16 protein-coding genes are annotated in these 15,985 nt (G+C 60.8%); 9 read left to right on the forward strand and 7 right to left on the reverse strand.

Annotated elements, in window-relative coordinates; genetic code table 11:
- Nucleotides 1-6 precede the first annotated feature (6 nt).
- Together D3Z90_RS15590 and D3Z90_RS15595 are read right to left on the reverse strand one after the other, a co-directional pair.
- Nucleotides 7-1,236 carry a Zn-dependent hydrolase gene (locus D3Z90_RS15590; protein ID WP_136476922.1) on the reverse strand — a complete coding sequence of 410 codons (1,230 nt, stop codon included), beginning with the start codon at nt 1,234-1,236 and terminating at the stop codon, nt 7-9.
- Between the two features lie 28 nt (nt 1,237-1,264).
- Nucleotides 1,265-2,569, reverse strand: coding sequence for an MFS transporter (locus D3Z90_RS15595; RefSeq protein WP_136476923.1), 1,305 nt, complete (start codon nt 2,567-2,569; stop codon nt 1,265-1,267).
- 168 nt (nt 2,570-2,737) lie between these two features.
- On the opposite strand from D3Z90_RS15595, the gene D3Z90_RS15600 reads away from it, so the two are divergent.
- Nucleotides 2,738-3,700, forward strand: coding sequence for a LysR family transcriptional regulator (locus D3Z90_RS15600; RefSeq protein ID WP_136476924.1), 963 nt, complete (start codon nt 2,738-2,740; stop codon nt 3,698-3,700).
- On the opposite strand, the gene D3Z90_RS15605 is transcribed toward D3Z90_RS15600, so the two are convergent.
- The 4 genes from D3Z90_RS15605 to lexA are packed head-to-tail and all read right to left on the reverse strand — an operon-like array spanning nt 3,651 to nt 9,393.
- A complete protein-coding gene (locus D3Z90_RS15605; protein ID WP_218571399.1) occupies nt 3,651-6,758 on the reverse strand; it encodes an error-prone DNA polymerase in 3,108 nt (1,035 codons plus the stop codon). The genes D3Z90_RS15600 and D3Z90_RS15605 overlap by 50 nt on opposite strands.
- Entirely contained in the window at nt 6,734-8,149 is a 1,416-nt protein-coding gene (locus D3Z90_RS15610) for a DNA polymerase Y family protein (protein WP_136476926.1), read from the reverse strand. The genes D3Z90_RS15605 and D3Z90_RS15610 overlap by 25 nt, the downstream gene beginning before the upstream one ends.
- 6 nt (nt 8,150-8,155) lie before the next feature.
- Nucleotides 8,156-8,773: a translesion DNA synthesis-associated protein ImuA gene (gene imuA, locus D3Z90_RS15615; protein WP_136476927.1), complete on the reverse strand. Its 618-nt coding sequence runs from the start codon at nt 8,771-8,773 to the stop codon at nt 8,156-8,158.
- Nucleotides 8,773-9,393 carry a transcriptional repressor LexA gene (lexA, locus tag D3Z90_RS15620; protein ID WP_136476928.1) on the reverse strand — a complete coding sequence of 207 codons (621 nt, stop codon included), beginning with the start codon at nt 9,391-9,393 and terminating at the stop codon, nt 8,773-8,775. Before lexA ends, imuA begins: the two co-directional genes overlap by 1 nt.
- 77 nt (nt 9,394-9,470) lie before the next feature.
- Here lexA and D3Z90_RS15625 point away from each other — a divergent pair, with 77 nt between their 5' ends.
- Nucleotides 9,471-10,133 carry an HAD family phosphatase gene (locus tag D3Z90_RS15625; protein WP_136476929.1) on the forward strand — a complete coding sequence of 221 codons (663 nt, stop codon included), beginning with the start codon at nt 9,471-9,473 and terminating at the stop codon, nt 10,131-10,133.
- 48 nt (nt 10,134-10,181) lie between these two features.
- Here D3Z90_RS15625 and D3Z90_RS15630 read toward each other — a convergent pair whose 3' ends face one another.
- Nucleotides 10,182-10,532 carry a hypothetical protein gene (locus D3Z90_RS15630; RefSeq protein WP_136476930.1) on the reverse strand — a complete coding sequence of 117 codons (351 nt, stop codon included), beginning with the start codon at nt 10,530-10,532 and terminating at the stop codon, nt 10,182-10,184.
- A 160-nt stretch (nt 10,533-10,692) separates the two neighbouring features.
- On the opposite strand from D3Z90_RS15630, the gene D3Z90_RS15635 reads away from it, so the two are divergent.
- The 7 genes from D3Z90_RS15635 (at nt 10,693) to D3Z90_RS15660 (ending at nt 15,939) form a co-directional block, all read left to right on the forward strand.
- Complete coding sequence (locus D3Z90_RS15635) at nt 10,693-10,995, forward strand: DUF1883 domain-containing protein (protein WP_038612501.1); 303 nt, start codon at nt 10,693-10,695, stop codon at nt 10,993-10,995.
- A 3-nt stretch (nt 10,996-10,998) separates the two neighbouring features.
- Complete coding sequence (locus D3Z90_RS26825; protein WP_168198473.1) at nt 10,999-11,169, forward strand: hypothetical protein; 171 nt, start codon at nt 10,999-11,001, stop codon at nt 11,167-11,169.
- A gap of 28 nt (nt 11,170-11,197) precedes the next feature.
- Nucleotides 11,198-12,271, forward strand: a complete 1,074-nt coding sequence (locus tag D3Z90_RS15640) for a nitronate monooxygenase family protein (RefSeq protein WP_136476931.1) — start codon at nt 11,198-11,200, stop codon at nt 12,269-12,271.
- An 81-nt stretch (nt 12,272-12,352) separates the two neighbouring features.
- The gene (gene modA, locus D3Z90_RS15645; RefSeq protein ID WP_136476932.1) at nt 12,353-13,111 is read left to right on the forward strand and encodes a molybdate ABC transporter substrate-binding protein; all 759 of its coding nucleotides are present in this window, start codon (nt 12,353-12,355) and stop codon (nt 13,109-13,111) included.
- Entirely contained in the window at nt 13,111-13,791 is a 681-nt protein-coding gene (modB, locus tag D3Z90_RS15650; protein ID WP_136476933.1) for a molybdate ABC transporter permease subunit, read from the forward strand. Before modA ends, modB begins: the two co-directional genes overlap by 1 nt.
- A 3-nt stretch (nt 13,792-13,794) precedes the next feature.
- On the forward strand, nt 13,795-14,883 hold the full coding sequence (modC, locus tag D3Z90_RS15655; protein WP_371922206.1) for a molybdenum ABC transporter ATP-binding protein: 1,089 nt from the start codon (nt 13,795-13,797) through the stop codon (nt 14,881-14,883).
- A 42-nt stretch (nt 14,884-14,925) separates the two neighbouring features.
- Complete coding sequence (locus D3Z90_RS15660) at nt 14,926-15,939, forward strand: DNA topoisomerase IB (RefSeq protein ID WP_136476934.1); 1,014 nt, start codon at nt 14,926-14,928, stop codon at nt 15,937-15,939.
- Nucleotides 15,940-15,985 lie beyond the last annotated feature (46 nt).

Genomic DNA, 15,985 nt, shown 5'->3' on the forward strand with positions numbered 1-15,985 from the left:
TTCTCCTTATTCAACTCGGCCAGCGCGGGCCAGTATGGCGTTGAGCAACACGTCAGCGCCTTGGCGCACGTCCTCGGGCAATACGTCTTCGGCCTCGTTATGGCTCAAGCCGCCCACGCAAGGAATAAAAATCATCGCCGTCGGGCAATAGCGAGCTAGCAGAATCGCATCATGACCGGCACCGCTGACGATTGATTGCTGGGCGTAACCCAAGCCATCAACCGCCTGTTGCACTGCCGCGACGCAATCTGCATCAAAAGGGGTGGCGGGACTGACCCAGTGCCGTCTGATGCTAACCTTCAGGCCGCGCTGACTGGCGATGGCCTGTAAGCGCTTGGTAACCTGGCACTCCATTTCCTCAATCGCGCTGTCGAGGTGGTGGCGCAGGTCCACGGTGAACTGCAACAACCCGGGAATGGTATTGCGCGAAGATTTGCTGATGCTCAATTCACCGACGGTGGTCAGCCCCTGAGGCGCGAAATCACTGGCCAACTGTTCAATCGCCTGGATCATCGGTGCGGCGCCGTAAAGTGCATCCTTGCGCAGCGGCATGGGGGTGGTGCCTGCGTGAGCAGCCATGCCTTGAACTTGAACATCGAGCCAGCGAATGGCCTGCCCGCCGCTGACCACGCCAATGCTCTTGGCGTTGTCTTCAAGAATCGGGCCTTGCTCGATATGTGCCTCGAAGTAGGCATCCACGGCGCCACCCAGCGCTCGCTGTCCGGCGAAGCCTGTACGCTGCAATGCCTCGGCAACACTGACGCCCTCGGCGTCGCGCACCGCCAATGCATCTTCTAGTTTCATCGTGCCGGTAAACACGGCAGAACCAAACATTGCCGGTGTGAAACGGGCGCCCTCTTCGTTGGTCCACACCGCTATTTCCAGCGGTTTGCGGGTGTGGATCTGCAGCTCATTAAGGCGGCGCACCACTTCAAGCCCGGCCAATACACCGTAGACACCGTCAAAGCGTCCCCCTTCAGGCTGGGTGTCGAGGTGACTGCCCATCATCACTGCAGCGGCCTCGGCCTCGGTTCCGGGGCGACGGGCAAAAAGATTGCCGATAGGGTCGACGCTAAGGGTCATTCCCGCCTCACGACACCAGTGGGCGAACAGTTCGCGGCCCGCTTTGTCCTCGCCGCTCAGGGCCAGCCGGCAACTGCCACCACGGGCCGTTGCACCGATTTCGGCCATGGCCATCAGGCTCGCCCACAGGCGTTGGCCGTTACTTTTCAACATCGCGACTACTCCAGTATTCATTGATAAATCAGGCCATTTCCAGGCGATGCGCCGAGGCATGGCGACGCGCCAGGGCCAGCACGCAGAGCAGCGAAATCGTCGCGATCAAGCTGTAGAACACCGCCATCGGCCACCACTGACCTACAAATTTATGCGCCAGCCAAGTGCCTACCAGCGGGGTCAGGCCACCGGCGATAGCCCCGCAGACCTGATAGGCCATGGAAATGGCGGTATAGCGCACGCGGGTATCGAACATGCCACTGACGTACCCTGCAATCACTGCGTAAAAGGACGCCATGCACACTACCGCCAAGGCAATACCCACAATGATCAGTGGGGCCTGGCCGGAGCTGACCAGCACGAACATTGGATAAGGCGAGGCAATGGCCAGCAAAGACACCAGGCACAGGAAGCGCGTAGCCCCGATTTTCTCTGCCACCCAGGCGGCCAGGGGCTGAATGCAAAACTGGATGATCGCCACCACAAACAGGCACTCCAGAATCAACGAACGCGGCAGTTCCAGCTGCTGGGTGCTATAGGCGATCATGAACGTATTGGTGAAATACACCCCGGCAATGCCAAGGGTGTTGGCGCCAATGCACAACAACAGGGGGCGCCAGGCCGTGCGCAGCACTTCCATTACCGGTGCCTGCTCTTTGCGCTTGGCCTTGCTGGCCTGCTCGCGGCTGGCGAGAAACTCCGGCGATTCGTTAACGCCCAGGCGAATGGCCAGGCCAACCAGCAGCAACAAGGCACTGGCCAAGAACGGCAAGCGCCAGCCCCAGGTCATCAGCTGTTCTTCAGGCAAACGCGTCACCGCGCTAAAGGCCAGCAACGACAGAATCAAGCCTGCCGGGCTGCCCAGCTGTGCGAATGAGGCAAAGAAATTGCGTCGCCCCTTGGGCGCATGCTCCCCGGCCATCAGCACCGCCCCACCCCACTCCCCACCCACGGCAATGCCCTGGACAATGCGCAGCAGAATCAGCAGAACCGGTGCCGTGGCTCCGATCTGGGCGTATGTCGGTAACAGGCCAATGCACACCGTGACCACCCCCATCATTACCAGGGTAATAACCAGTGATTTCTTGCGCCCGATCCGGTCGCCGATATGACCGAAGACAATGCCGCCCAAAGGCCGTGCGAAAAAGCCCACGGCGAAGGTGCCGAAGGCGGCCATGGTGCTGAACAGCTTGTCGTCGGAGGGAAAGAACAAAGCGCCGAACACCAATGCCGCGGCAGTGGCGTAGATGTAGAAGTCGTACCACTCGATCATGGTGCCGATAAAGGCGGCAGCTGCAGCCCGGCGTGGCTGGGGAGAAGCGGAAGGCTTCATGGGTCAGGCTCCTTTGATTATTTTTCTGGCAGGAGAGAACGGTAGGTCCGCGGCATTCTGATGACGCCTGTATGACAACGATTTTTCGTCTCGGGGCTATGATTAGTCAATTTTCTATTTATTATTTGCACTATTAGCCATCGTTATATTCAAACAGCGGAACCCGCCATGCCTGACCGCCTGCTCAACGACCGCCTTGACTGGAACCTGCTGCGCACCTTTCGGGTGATTGGCCAGGAACTCAGTATCAGCCGCGCTGCAGCGCGCTTGCACCTGACCCAACCCGCAGTCAGCCAGGCCCTCAAGCGCCTGGAGGAACAGCTCGGTCGGCAATTGATCGCCCGCCGCGGTCCGCGCTTTGCGCTGACCGAAGTGGGCGAGCAGATATTTCATTTGGCTGGGGAAATCTATGGGCAGATGTCGCAGATCGGCGGGGTGCTCGAAGAACCTGCCGACGAAGTGATTGGCAAAGTGCGGCTCCTGATGATCAGCCGTATTTTCTGCGACTGGTTCGACGGCTTTCTTGCCGACTTCCATCGCCAGCATCCACGTGTGGACCTTGAGATCGACGTGATGCGCAGCTCCGACATCGTCAGTGCTCTACAGGAAAAAACTGCAACACTGGGCCTGAGCCTCAATCGCCGACCGCAGCCGCGCCTGCAACAGCGTTTGTTTCTGCGTCAGCGTTATGCCTTCTTCTGTGGCAAGCATCATGGGCTGTTCGGCAAGCACGATGTCGCTGAGGGCGATCTGCAACGTGAGAACTTCGTCAGTTTCACCAGCGATCAGATCGGCGGCATGCTCTCACCACTGACCATTTTTCGCGACCAGCAAGGCTTCAGTGGGCGCATCGTGGCTTCCTCTCCGAGCCTGGAGGAAGTGCGGCGCCTGGTCATTGCCGGGTTCGGCATTGGTTGCTTGCCGGCCCATGTGGTGGCAGCGGATGCCAAGGCCGGATTGCTCTGGCAACTGCCGCCCCATGAAGGCATTGCCGATGTAGACATTCATTTGCTGTGGAACCGCGAACAGCGCATGAGTCGGGCTGAATCGCTGTTCATCGATGCTCTGCAGGAGCGCGCGGCTAACGAAAATCCCGACTGCGCACATCTAGCCCCTGCAACAACGGACTGAGGTCTTCCAGGCGTTGGGCGATCAAGTGGCGCACCCCGCTTTCACACTCAAGGCGCCCACTCACGCGCATCAGCCTGGAGCCGACCAAGGCGCGGCGCTGACGCTCTGCCAAATCACGCCAGACCACCACGTTGACATTGCCGAATTCATCCTCAAGGGTGACAAAGGTCACTCCGCTGGCGGTGCCTGGGCGTTGTCGACCGGTGACCAGCCCGGCGACGCTGACTTTGTCGCCATGCTCGGCGCCCTCCAGCGCCTGGGAGCTGCGACAGCCCAGGGCGTCCAGGCGACGGCGCAGCAAGGTCAAGGGGTGCGGACCCAACGTCGTGCCGACGCTGGCGTAATCGGCGAACAGGTCTTCGCCAACCGAGGGCTGGGGCAAGTCAACCGGCGCCTCCTGCGCGGCTTCGACGCCTGCGAACAACGGCAGTTGTGCCTGTACCGCCGCTACGCTCCAGCGCGCCCGGTAACGGTCGCTGGCCAGCCCGCGCAAAGCGCCCGCATCGGCCAGCAGCTCACGCGCCCGGGTATCAAGTTGAGCGCGCAGGCAAAGGTCACTGACATCACGCCAACCCGCCTGGGTCCGCGCCTGCTCAATGCGTCGGGCATCGTCCTGGCGAAACCCGCGTATCTGCCGTAACCCCAAGCGAATCGCCAGCGCCTGCCCTGCTCCAGGTTCCAGGCTGCAATCCCAGTCGCTATGGCAGGCATCCACCGGACGGATCTCGATACGGTGCCGGCGCGCATCCTGAAGAATCTGGTCGGGGCTGTAGAAACCCATCGGCCAGCTATTGATCAGCGCGCAGGCGAAGATCGCCGGTTCATGACATTTGAGCCAGCAACTGGCATAGGTCAACAAAGCAAAGCTGGCCGCATGGGACTCGGGAAAACCATAACTGCCAAAGCCCTTGATCTGTTCGAAGATGCGCTCGGCGAATTCACTGCTGTAGCCGTTGCCAAGCATGCCGCGAATCAAGCGTTCGCGGTGCGGTTCAAGCCCACCATGACGTTTCCAGGCAGCCATGGCCCGGCGCAGTTGATCAGCCTCGCCCGCCGAATACCCTCCCGCGACCATGGCCAGTTCCATCACCTGCTCCTGGAACAGCGGCACGCCCAGGGTGCGCTCGAATACGGCCTTCAATGCCCCAGAGGGGTAGCTCACCGGCTCCGTCCCCTGGCGCCTGCGCAAGTAGGGATGGACCATGTCACCCTGAATCGGCCCAGGTCGAACGATCGCTACCTCAATGACCAGGTCGTAGAACTTCTTCGGCTTCAGGCGTGGCAACATGGCCATCTGCGCCCGCGACTCGATCTGGAAGACCCCAACCGTGTCGGCACGGCCAATCATTTCATAGGTGGCAGCACAATCAGGCGGAATCGTCGCCAGACTCAGCTCGCGACCGCGATACCGGTAGAGCAGGTCAAAGCAACGACGCAAGGCACTGAGCATGCCCAGGGCGAGGATATCGACCTTGAGCAGGCCGACCAGATCGAGGTCGTCCTTGTCCCACTGAATCACTGTGCGTCCTTCCATCGCGGCGTTCTCCACCGGCACCAGGCTATCCAGGGGCTGTTCGGAAATTACGAAACCACCGGGATGCTGGGAAAGATGCCGGGGAAAGCCAATAAGCTCGGCGGTCAGTGCCAACACCCGGCGCAGCAAGGGACTATCAGGATCGAAGCCGGCTTCGCGCAACTGTTCGGCCGGCGGTAAGCGATCGCTCCAGCGCCCGCAGCAGTCAGCCAGGCTGTTGATCTGCGCCACCGGCAAGCCCAGCACCCGGGCAATATCGCGCACCGCGCCTGCGGCATGGTAAGTACTGGCCACGGCGGTCAAGGCCGCACGGTGGCGACCGTAGCGACTGAACACATACTGCAGGACTTCTTCTCGACGCTCGTGCTCGAAGTCGACATCGATATCCGGGGGTTCGTCACGCTCGCGTGACAGGAAGCGCTCGAACAACAGGTGGCTATGCATCGGGTCCAGCTCGGTGATCCCCAGCACGAAGCAGACCACCGAGTTGGCCGCCGAACCGCGCCCCTGACAGAGAATGCCTTGGCCACGGGCAAAGTTGACGATGTCATGCACCGTGAGGAAATAGCTTTCGTAGTTCAGCTCGGCAACTAGCTCGAGTTCGGATTCAAGCGCCTGGCGGGCTTTTTCTTCGATACCGCCCGGCCAGCGCCAACGCTGCCCCTGTTCGCACAAGTGGCGCAACCAGGCGCTGGCCGTCTGTCCTTCAGGCACCAGCTCCCGAGGGTACTGGTAGCGCAATTGGCTGAGGTCGAAAGAGCAACGTGCGGCAATGCGCAAGGTTTCCTCAAGCAAGGCTGACGGGTAGAGTTCGGTCAGTTGCGCCATGGGTCGCAGGTGACGCTCACCGTTGGCGAAAAGCCGCTGCCCGGCCTCGGCCACGGTGCAGTGATGACGGATCGCCGTCATGCTGTCTTGTAAAGCGCGCCGACCGCGGGCATGCATGTGCACATCACCTGTGGCCACGGCAGAAAGCTGCAGGGTTGCCGCCAACGCCAGCAACTGCTGCAGGCGCTGGCCATCGTCGGCGCCGCGATGCAGTTGCACCGCCAACCACAAGCGCTCGGCAAAACGTTCGCGCAACCAGTTGCCGACGCTTAGATCCTGCTCGCTTTCGTCAGGAATCCACAGGGCCAGCAATCCCTGTGTAGAGGCGTCGAAGTCCTCGCGCACGACCTGATAAGCCCCCTTCGGCGCGCGTCGGCGCCCTTGGGTGATAAGTCGACAGAGGTTCTGGTAACCGCGCAGATTCTCTGCCAGCAACACCAACCTGGGGCCTTCGTGCAGGCGTATCTCGCTGCCGACAATCAAGGGTAGCGCGGCAGCCTTGGCCGCCTGCCAGGCGCGGACGATTCCAGCCAAGGTGCATTCATCGGTGATCGCCAGTGCCTGATAACCCTGCTGCTTGGCACGCTGGAACAGCTCCTGGGCACTTGAGGCGCCGCGCTGGAAGCTGAAATTCGATAGGCAGTGCAGTTCAGCATAGGCCGTGACCTTGCTCATGCAAACCAGCCCTGCAGCCACAATGGCCCCTCTTCCCCGATATTGCGGTAGGCCCAGGCGTACAGGCCGGTCGGGGTCTGTACCCGATAATAATCGCGCCGTACATCACCGCCATCCCACCAACCGGATTCGATCCGCTCGGCGCCTGTCAGCAATTGCATCCCCACTCCTGACAAGGCCTGGGGCTCGGCTAACAACCAGCCTGGACGCAGTGCTGCGGGGCCGAGCGGTGCCAGTTTGGCTGCGTGATCCAGACGCCAGGCACATTCGGGGCGATGATCAGCCTGGGCCGTCAAGCTGTGCACCGCCGTGTCGCCCAGGCGGGCACGCAGGCGCTCACGCAATTGCTCCCAGGGTTGACTCTGCTGCGGGCGTGGGTCAAACAGTTCGCGATGCTGCGGCACAAAGGCTGGCAGATCTTCGGCCTGCAGGCGCAGATTGCGCACCGGGGCCCGTAACTGCAGTTGTTCAAGACGCCCCCGGGCCAGTTCGAAAAGCATCAACGCATCGCGCTCGGCAGCCAACAGGCCAACCGGTACACAGGTGTCCGCTCCCTCGGCATGCTCCAGGTGCAGAGTAAAACGCTGTACCCCGCTGTCACGCCCTGCCAGAAATGCGACCAGATCGTTGATCAGGCGCCGCAATGGAAAGAGCAAGGCCTGGTGCGACTCGACATCGAAATTCAACTCCAGGCGCAGATCGAAGCGATCCGGCGGCAAGTAGAAACTCAATGCCATGGGCCGCACGCCCAGCAAGCGGTCCAGATGCAACTGCACTGCAGCAGCAAAACGCCGGGCCAGGGCCTCCCGGGGTAAGGCCATGACCTGGCCGAGTCGACGCAGCCCCATGCGGGCAAAAGCGTTGGCAGCCTCCGCTGGCAGGCCAACGCGCTCGATAGGCAACGATTCAAGGGCGGCGCGCGTCTGCTCCGGGCAATCGAGCGCCAAGCCATCGTGACAGTTGGCGAGCATGCGCGCCGCTACCGGGTTACTGGCCAGGACTATACGGTGGCGAAAGCCCAAGGCGCTCAATTCAGCACGTAAACGCGCCTCAAAGCTTGGCCAAGGGCCAAACAGCCCGAGACTGGATTCGATTTCCAGCAACAACACTCTTGGATAATGCAGGCTGACCTGGGAACTGAAGCGGTAGGCCCAAGCCGCCAATAGCTGCTCAAGTGCCTCGACAGCGGCAGGGTCGTGATCGACACAGGTAAAATTACCTGCCAACGCCTGCGCGGTGGTCAACGCTTGACCGGCGCGCAGGCCCAGGTTGGCTGCAGCAGTGTTGACCGCCTGCAGGATCCGCCGCTGAGGCGGACCACTGAGCAGCACCAGTGGCGTATCAGGATCGGCGCGCCCACGCTGCACGGCGTCGAGTGCCAATTGTGGCAGCAGGATACAGGCCCAGAGCATGATCCATCAGCCTCGACCGGCGCAGGCAATGGGCATCGCGGGCGCCAGCCCACCCCGACACTTGAGCACCCGCCATTGCGCCGGGCGCGCGTCGATGGCAATGCGTAGTGCCGCAGGAGAAGGGTTGGCGGCTGCCTGCAGGGAACGCAAGGCAAAAGCCAGGGTCTGGCCACTTTCGGCAGCGACCTGCAAGCGACGCAAGGCGCGGTCATCGGCCTTGTGCGGCCAGCACAGCACCGCGCCGCAACTGCCGGAGCGCAGGCACTGTTCGGCAGCCCAGAGCACTTCATCGACGGGTGTCTCGACCAGGGTCAACCATTGCAGATCGACGCCCGCCGCTTGCCAGGCAGGGGCATAAGGAATGAACGGCGGTGAAATCAAAACCACCCGTTCTGCATTGGCTGTCAGCCGCGCCAGGCTGGGCCAGAGCAACTGCAACTCGCCACAGCCTTGCGCCGCCAGCAGCAACTCGGTGAGTGCCCCTGGCGGCCAACCACCACCGGGCAGTCGCGTGTCCAATGCGGCATGGCCGGTTGGCTGCACACCCTGAGGCTGCGCCTGGGGGCGCCCCTTCCAGACACGGCGCTGGTCGAGCAATCCATCAAGGCTGACTACCGCGCCCATCAGCCGCGCCTCACCAGGCCACAGAACACGCCCTCGATGACAAAGTCCTGGCCGGGGCCAACCTCTATGGGGGCATATGCCGGGTTGCGTGGCAGCAGGCGATAGTGCTGGGCGTTGATCCGTTCGAAGCGCTTGATGGTCACCTCGCCATCGAGGCGAGCGACAATGATCTGCCCGTCACGGGCTTCAGCCTGTTGCTTGATACCGACCAGGTCGCCATCGAGGATGCCATCGTCGAGCATGGAATCCCCCCGCACCTTGAGCAGATAGTCGGGCGATCGGCTGAATAGTTGTGCATCGAGCATGAGCTGCTCATGGATGTCGACATCCGGGCCAATGGGGCGCCCTGCTGCCACCTGGCCCAGCACCGGGATTTCCAGGACCTCGGGCCGACGCGCAACCCCGCAAAGACGGATGGACCGGGCCTGATTGCGCGTGACCTCGATGAAGCCGGCCTCGGTCAGCGCCTGGATATGCTTGCGCGCCACGCTGCGCGAGGCAAAGCCGAAGGCCGTGGCGATGTCGGCCAGGCTCGGTGGCTGGCCATGATCGGCTATACGCTCACGAATGAACGTGAGGATGGCGCTGCGTTTGGGCGATAGTGTATTCATGGAGTACATTTGTACTCTTTTCATCGTTCACTGACCAGCCCCGGTGATCAGGTTATGATGAGCGGCCACTGCAGCGGATACCCAGAATGCTTCAAGCCTTGTTGTTCGATCTCGACGGAACCCTGACCGACACCGACAAACTCCACCTGCAAGCCATGCAGCAGCTATTGCTGGAAGAAGGCCGGGTGTTCACCGAGGCAGAATTCGACGCCCATGTCAGCGGACGGGCCAACGCCGACCTGTGTCGCTACCTGTTTCCCGACCGTTCATTGGCCGAGCACCAGATGTTTGCCGACCGCAAGGAAGCGCGATTTCGTGCCCTGTCGCCCACACTGCAACCCACCGCCGGCCTGCTCCGGCTGCTTGAGCATGCCGAACAGACGGGCATTGGCATGGCCGTGGTAACCAATGCGCCACGGGCCAACGCCGTGCACATGCTGGCGGCCATGGGGCTGGGCGAACGTTTTGCGCATGTGCTGGTGGCTGAAGAACTGCCGCGGGCAAAGCCCGACCCTCTGCCCTACCTCAGCGGCCTTGAGTGCCTGAACGCACTCGCCAGTCACGCCCTGGCGTTCGAGGACTCGGTCCCTGGTGTGACGGCGGCCAGCCGCGCCGGAATATTCACCGTCGGCCTCTCTACCAGCCAGACGCCCGAGGCGTTGCTCGCAGCTGGGGCGCAATTGGTCGTGGCAGACTTCGATGACCCACGATTGTGGGCACTGATAAAGCGAATGCAGACAACTGTTTGAGCCAGATTGACCTGGCAAGAAGCTGCACCTGCGCCTGTTAAACTCGGATTACCCGGAAATGCAGCGCGTCGCCGCGGTTTTCACATCACCCAGGCGCAGGGGAAAGTTGTTCAGGCGCTCGTAGAGTTTGATGCTGCTGCCACTGCCGCGCTCATTGATGTCCACCAGCGCTGCCGGCCCGCCACCCACCTTTTGCGGAACGATCAGGCGCAGGCCGTCACGGTGCGGCTCCACCTCGAGAGGACCACGGCTTTCAGCCAGCTGTTGCTGCACGCAGGTCGCGTACTCCTGGGGCTTTTTGCCGGAAATTACGTTCAAGGTTTCCGGCGTACTTTCAAGCTCGGACACGCTGACACAACCACCTAGCGTAACTGCCAACGCTGCTACAACCCACTTCATCAAACTGCACCTCCACCACGGAAAAATATTCAGACCGCGCCCAGACCATTTTGCTCCCTTAATTGGCAGATTTATCCTGGGTCAGGCACGAAGGGCGACAGTGTAACCGTTGATCATGGTATCGTTTTGATTTGGTCCAAGATCCATTGCGGAGAGCAACATGAAATTCGTACACCAGCGCGAACATCTCAACGAAGACGACATTGTCGTCATCGAGTGTTCCCAGCGCTGCAACATCCGCCTGATGAACGACGCCAACTTCCGCAGCTTCAAGAATGGCGGGCGGCATACCTACCATGGCGGTGCTTTTGTCGACTTCCCGGCAAAAATCACTGTACCCAGCACCGGCTTCTGGAATATCACCATCGATACCGTTGGCCCGCGCGCGCTGTCGGCGGTGACCAAGCCAACGTTCACCCACAAGATCAAGTTCATCCGTCGTTCGTCGTCGAAACTGAGATAAGCCATGAGCCAGACCACCAAGTACGTCATCAAATACAAGCTTGACGGCGAGCAACGCTTCGACTTCGCGCAAATGAGCAGTGATGCGCCGCAAGAAGTTCAGGCCGCTCTGCAAAAACTGCATGGCGAAGAAGCGAAGAAAATCACCGATATCAAGGTAAGCAAAGCCCTATAACGGTAACTGCGCACAAGGAACTCCAGGCATGAGCCATTGGCCAGACACCCGTCTTCTCGATCTGCTCGGTATCGAACTGCCGATCCTTCAGGCGCCTATGGCCGGTTCCACCGGCTCGGCCATGGCCATTGCCGTGAGCAACGCCGGTGGCCTGGGTGCTCTTCCCTGCGCCACCTTGAGCCTGGAACAACTGCGCGCCGAACTCCAGGTGTTCAAGCAAGCCTGCAATGGCCCGCTCAACGTCAATTTCTTCTGCCATCAGCCACCCCAGCCCGACCCTGAACGTGATGCTGCCTGGAAGCAGGCACTCAAGCCCTACTATGAAGAACTGGGCGCCGACTACGAGGCACCGACGCCGGTGTCGAACCGTGCGCCGTTCGACGATGCCAGCTGCCGATTGATCGAGGAATTCAAGCCTGCAGTGGTCAGTTTTCACTTCGGCCTGCCGGAGGCGAGCTTGCTGGCTAGGGTCAAGGCTACCGGGGCGAAAGTGCTGTCGAGCGCGACCACCGTGGATGAGGCTATCTGGCTGGAGCAGCATGGCTGCGATGCGATCATCGCCATGGGCTATGAAGCCGGCGGCCATCGTGGCATGTTTCTAAGCACCGACTTGAATACGCAGGTTGGGACCTTGGCATTGGTGCCGCAGATCGTCGATGCGGTAAAAGTGCCTGTCATTGCAGCAGGTGGCATCAGCGACCATCGCGGCATTGTGGCCGCCCTGGCCCTGGGTGCCTGTGCCGTACAAATGGGCACCGCCTATCTGCTTTGCCCTGAAGCCAAGGTGTCAGCCGCCCACCGCCAGGCGCTGAACACGGCCAAAGACAGCGACACAGCCCTGACCAACCTGTTCACCGGCCGCCCTGCCCGCGGCATCAACACCCGGATCATGCGCGAACTGGGGCCGATCAGTAGCCTGGCCCCGCATTTTCCGTTGGCGGGCGGCGCCTTGATGCCGTTGCGAGCAATCACTGAACCTTCAGGCAACAGCGACTTCAGCAGCCTATGGGCAGGTCAGGCGGCCTCGTTGGCCCGTGCATTACCTGCAGGCGAACTGACCCATAGCCTGGCAGAAAAAGCCCTGGCACAGCTACTGCGCTAAAGAGGTACTTTCCGTTTGTCGGGTATTGGCTATATATTCACGTATATAGCGAATATCCCTCAATCAGTGGAGCTGTGTTTCATGAGTAAGTGCGCACCTCGCTTTGCCCTGGCCGCCCTGGCCACGTTCATGACGTTCAACAGTGCATGGGCCGATGAAGTCCAAGTAGCTGTAGCGGCCAACTTCACTGCGCCAATCCAGGCCATTGCCAAGGATTTCGAGAAAGACACGGGCCACAAACTGGTTGCCGCCTACGGGGCTACTGGGCAGTTCTATGCGCAAATCAAGAACGGCGCACCGTTTGAAGTATTCCTCGCCGCCGACGACAGCACCCCGGAAAAACTCGAGAACGAAGGCGCCGGCGTCAAGGGTTCGCGCTTTACTTACGCCGTTGGCACCCTGGCCCTGTGGTCAGCCAAGGCTGGCTATGTCGATGACCAGGGCGAAGTACTGAAGAAGAACCAGTACAAGCATCTGTCCATCGCCAACCCGAAAGCTGCACCTTACGGCCTGGCCGCCACGCAAGTGCTGGACAAACTACAACTGACCGACGCCACCAAGGGCAAGATCGTCGAGGGCCAGAACATCACCCAGGCTTATCAGTTCGTCTCCACCGGCAATGCCGAACTGGGTTTTGTCGCCCTGTCGCAGATCTACAAGGACGGCAAGGTAAGCGAGGGCTCGGCCTGGATCGTACCGTCCAACCTGCATGAGCCCATCAAACAGGATGCGCTGATCCTCAACAAAGGTAAGGACAGCGCCGCCGCCAAAGCCCTGGTCGAGTACCTCAAAGGTCCGAAAGCCGCTGCCGTGATCAAGTCCTACGGTTACGAAATCTGATGCCACTCGATGCCAGCGACCTGGGTGCTATCTGGCTGACCTTTAAACTGGCCAGCCTCACCACCTTGATTCTGCTTCTGGTCGGCACACCCGTTGCCTGGTGGCTGGCGCGCACGCGCTCGTGGCTGCGTGGGCCCATAGGTGCTGTGGTGGCGCTACCCCTGGTGCTACCGCCGACCGTAATCGGTTTCTATTTGTTGCTGGCCTTGGGGCCCAACGGCTGGATTGGCCAAACCACCGAGGCACTGGGACTGGGCACCGTGGTGTTCAGCTTCACCGGCCTGGTGATTGGTTCAGTCATCTACTCGATGCCTTTCGTTGTGCAACCCCTGCAAAATGCCTTCAGTGCTATTGGCGAACGACCTTTGGAAGTGGCTGCGACACTCAGAGCCAGCCCCTGGGATACATTCATTCATGTTGTGTTGCCGCTGGCCCGACCAGGTTTCATAACCGCCAGCATCCTCGGCTTCGCCCATACCGTGGGTGAGTTCGGCGTGGTTCTGATGATCGGTGGCAATATTCCCGACAAGACCCGCGTGGTGTCGGTACAGATCTTCGACCATGTCGAAGCCATGGAATACGTGCAAGCGCACTGGCTGGCCGGCGCCATGCTGGTGTTCTCCTTCCTCGTGCTGCTGGCGTTGTACTCCAGTCGCCGGGGCCGATCGGCCTGGAGCTGAACCTTGCAAAAAATGATTCATGCCCGGCTCAAGGTCGCGCGCGACACCTTCGACCTGGATGTCGACCTGCAACTGCCCGGACGCGGCATCAGCGCGCTGTTTGGCCACTCAGGCTCGGGGAAAACCACCTGCCTGCGCTGTCTCGCCGGGCTGGAGCGGGCGTCCGAGGCTTATATCGAGGTCAACGGCCAAGTATGGCAGGACTCGCGGCGCGACCACTTCATTGCCCCACATCAACGCCCTGTTGGCTACGTGTTTCAAGAGCCCAGCCTGTTTGCGCACCTGACCGTGCATGGCAACCTGACCTTTGGCTGGCGACGCGTAGCGCCGCAGGCGCGCAAGGTAGGCATGCAACAGGCCTGTTCACTTCTCGGTATCGAGCACCTGCTCGAGCGCAAACCCTCCACCCTCTCAGGCGGAGAAGCACAACGCGTCGGGATAGCCCGGGCACTATTGAGCAGCCCACAACTGCTGTTGATGGATGAGCCCCTCGCCGCCCTCGACGGTCCGCGCAAGCGCGAAATCCTGCCGTACCTGGAACGGTTACACGAGGAACTGGAAATCCCGCTGATCTACGTCAGCCATGCCCAGGACGAGGTTGCCCGCCTGGCAGATCATCTAGTGTTACTAGAGCACGGTAAAGCCTTGGCCAGCGGCCCGATTACCGCCACCCTCTCGCGTCTCGACCTGCCGCTGGCCCAGGGCGATGATGCAGGGGTAATCATCGAAGGCCGTGTCAGCAGCCATGACGCAAGCTACCAGTTGCTGGGCCTGCAACTACCCGGCAGCACCCTGGAGCTACGCGTGGCCCACGACCCCCTGGCACTGGGCACAGCGCTGCGCCTCAAGGTTCAGGCACGAGATGTGAGCCTGAGCATGGGACGAGAAGCGCACTCCAGCATCCTCAACCGCTTGCCAGTGAGCGTGATCGGCTTTCAACCCGCGGATAACAGCGCTCACGTTCTGGTCAGCCTCGACGCGGCCGGCAGCGTGCTATTGGCACGTATAACCCGGTATTCTGCCGATCAGCTTGGCCTGCACAGCGGCCAGCACCTGATAGCACAGATAAAGTCAGTGGCACTGCTGGGCTGAGCCTGTTGTCCATAGCACAGACCCCGTCAGCGGATTTGTGCCATGGCCGAAGCTGCTTTACCCGAGAGTTTGCACTACGTCGAAGACAGCCAACCGGGGCTGCGCCGCAGCACCTTGCGCGGCCAATTCGTCTACGTTGATGCGCAAGGCCGACGCATCGAGGATGCGGCCACCCTCGACCGGATAAAAGCCTTGGCCATCCCCCCGGCCTATACCGATGTGTGGATCTGCGCCGACCCGCAAGGTCATGTGCAGGCTACCGGACGCGACGCTCGTGGGCGCAAGCAATACCGCTATCATCCAAAGTGGCGTGACTTTCGCGACAGCCATAAGTATGCGCGCATGTTGGAATTTGCCAGCACACTGCCCAGAATTCGCAGCCAGTTGGACAGCCATCTCGCCCGGCCTGGCCTGGATCGACAGAAAGTAATGGCCCTGATTGTCAGTCTGCTCGACGCGACCCTGATAAGGGTTGGCAATCGCCAATATGCCCGCGACAACAATTCTTTCGGTCTCACGACCCTGCGCAACCGCCATGTAAAAGTACAAGGCATCGCCATACGTTTTCGCTTTCGCGGCAAGAGCGGTATCGAGCACCAGGTCACCTTGCGCAACCGGCGCCTTGCCAACCTGATCAAACGATGTATGGATCTACCCGGCCAGGATTTGTTCCAATACCAGGACGAGCAAGGCAATCGTCACAGCATTGGATCGAGCGATATCAACGCGTACCTGCAAGAACTGACCGGCAGCGACTTCACCGCCAAGGACTATCGCACCTGGGCTGGCAGCGCGCTGGCCTTGAGTTTGCTGCGCAAGTTGCAATGGCAACCGGAGTCCGAAGCACGTCGACAGGTGGTCGAAATCGTCAAACAGGTCGCCTTGCGCCTGGGAAATACCCCAGCGGTATGCCGACGCTGCTATATCCACCCGCAACTTCTGGAGTATTTCGCACGCGGCGAGCTGGCCAACCTGCCACGCGCCCGCAAGCGCAAGGGGCTGGATGCAGAGGAAGTACGCCTGGCGGTGTTTCTAAAATCCATCCCGCCCCCTTGAAAGCCAATACAATCGGCCTCAATTTCCCTATCATGCAGAGAAATTT

It is taken from the genome of Pseudomonas sp. DG56-2, assembly GCF_004803755.1.
Taxonomy (GTDB): domain Bacteria; phylum Pseudomonadota; class Gammaproteobacteria; order Pseudomonadales; family Pseudomonadaceae; genus Aquipseudomonas; species Aquipseudomonas auratipiscis.

Coding starts and splice junctions, on each gene's coding strand:
- D3Z90_RS15640 (WP_136476931.1), top strand. CDS start 11,198: ATGAGCCATTGGCCAGACACCCGTCTTCTCGATCTGCTCGGTATCGAA.
- D3Z90_RS15630 (WP_136476930.1), bottom strand. CDS start 10,532: ATGAAGTGGGTTGTAGCAGCGTTGGCAGTTACGCTAGGTGGTTGTGTC.
- D3Z90_RS15600 (WP_136476924.1), top strand. CDS start 2,738: ATGCCTGACCGCCTGCTCAACGACCGCCTTGACTGGAACCTGCTGCGC.
- D3Z90_RS15595 (WP_136476923.1), bottom strand. CDS start 2,569: ATGAAGCCTTCCGCTTCTCCCCAGCCACGCCGGGCTGCAGCTGCCGCC.
- imuA (WP_136476927.1), bottom strand. CDS start 8,773: ATGGGCGCGGTAGTCAGCCTTGATGGATTGCTCGACCAGCGCCGTGTC.
- modB (WP_136476933.1), top strand. CDS start 13,111: ATGCCACTCGATGCCAGCGACCTGGGTGCTATCTGGCTGACCTTTAAA.
- D3Z90_RS15660 (WP_136476934.1), top strand. CDS start 14,926: ATGGCCGAAGCTGCTTTACCCGAGAGTTTGCACTACGTCGAAGACAGC.
- D3Z90_RS15625 (WP_136476929.1), top strand. CDS start 9,471: ATGCTTCAAGCCTTGTTGTTCGATCTCGACGGAACCCTGACCGACACC.
- D3Z90_RS15610 (WP_136476926.1), bottom strand. CDS start 8,149: ATGCTCTGGGCCTGTATCCTGCTGCCACAATTGGCACTCGACGCCGTG.
- D3Z90_RS15590 (WP_136476922.1), bottom strand. CDS start 1,236: ATGTTGAAAAGTAACGGCCAACGCCTGTGGGCGAGCCTGATGGCCATG.
- D3Z90_RS26825 (WP_168198473.1), top strand. CDS start 10,999: ATGAGCCAGACCACCAAGTACGTCATCAAATACAAGCTTGACGGCGAG.
- lexA (WP_136476928.1), bottom strand. CDS start 9,393: ATGTACTCCATGAATACACTATCGCCCAAACGCAGCGCCATCCTCACG.
- modA (WP_136476932.1), top strand. CDS start 12,353: ATGAGTAAGTGCGCACCTCGCTTTGCCCTGGCCGCCCTGGCCACGTTC.
- D3Z90_RS15635 (WP_038612501.1), top strand. CDS start 10,693: ATGAAATTCGTACACCAGCGCGAACATCTCAACGAAGACGACATTGTC.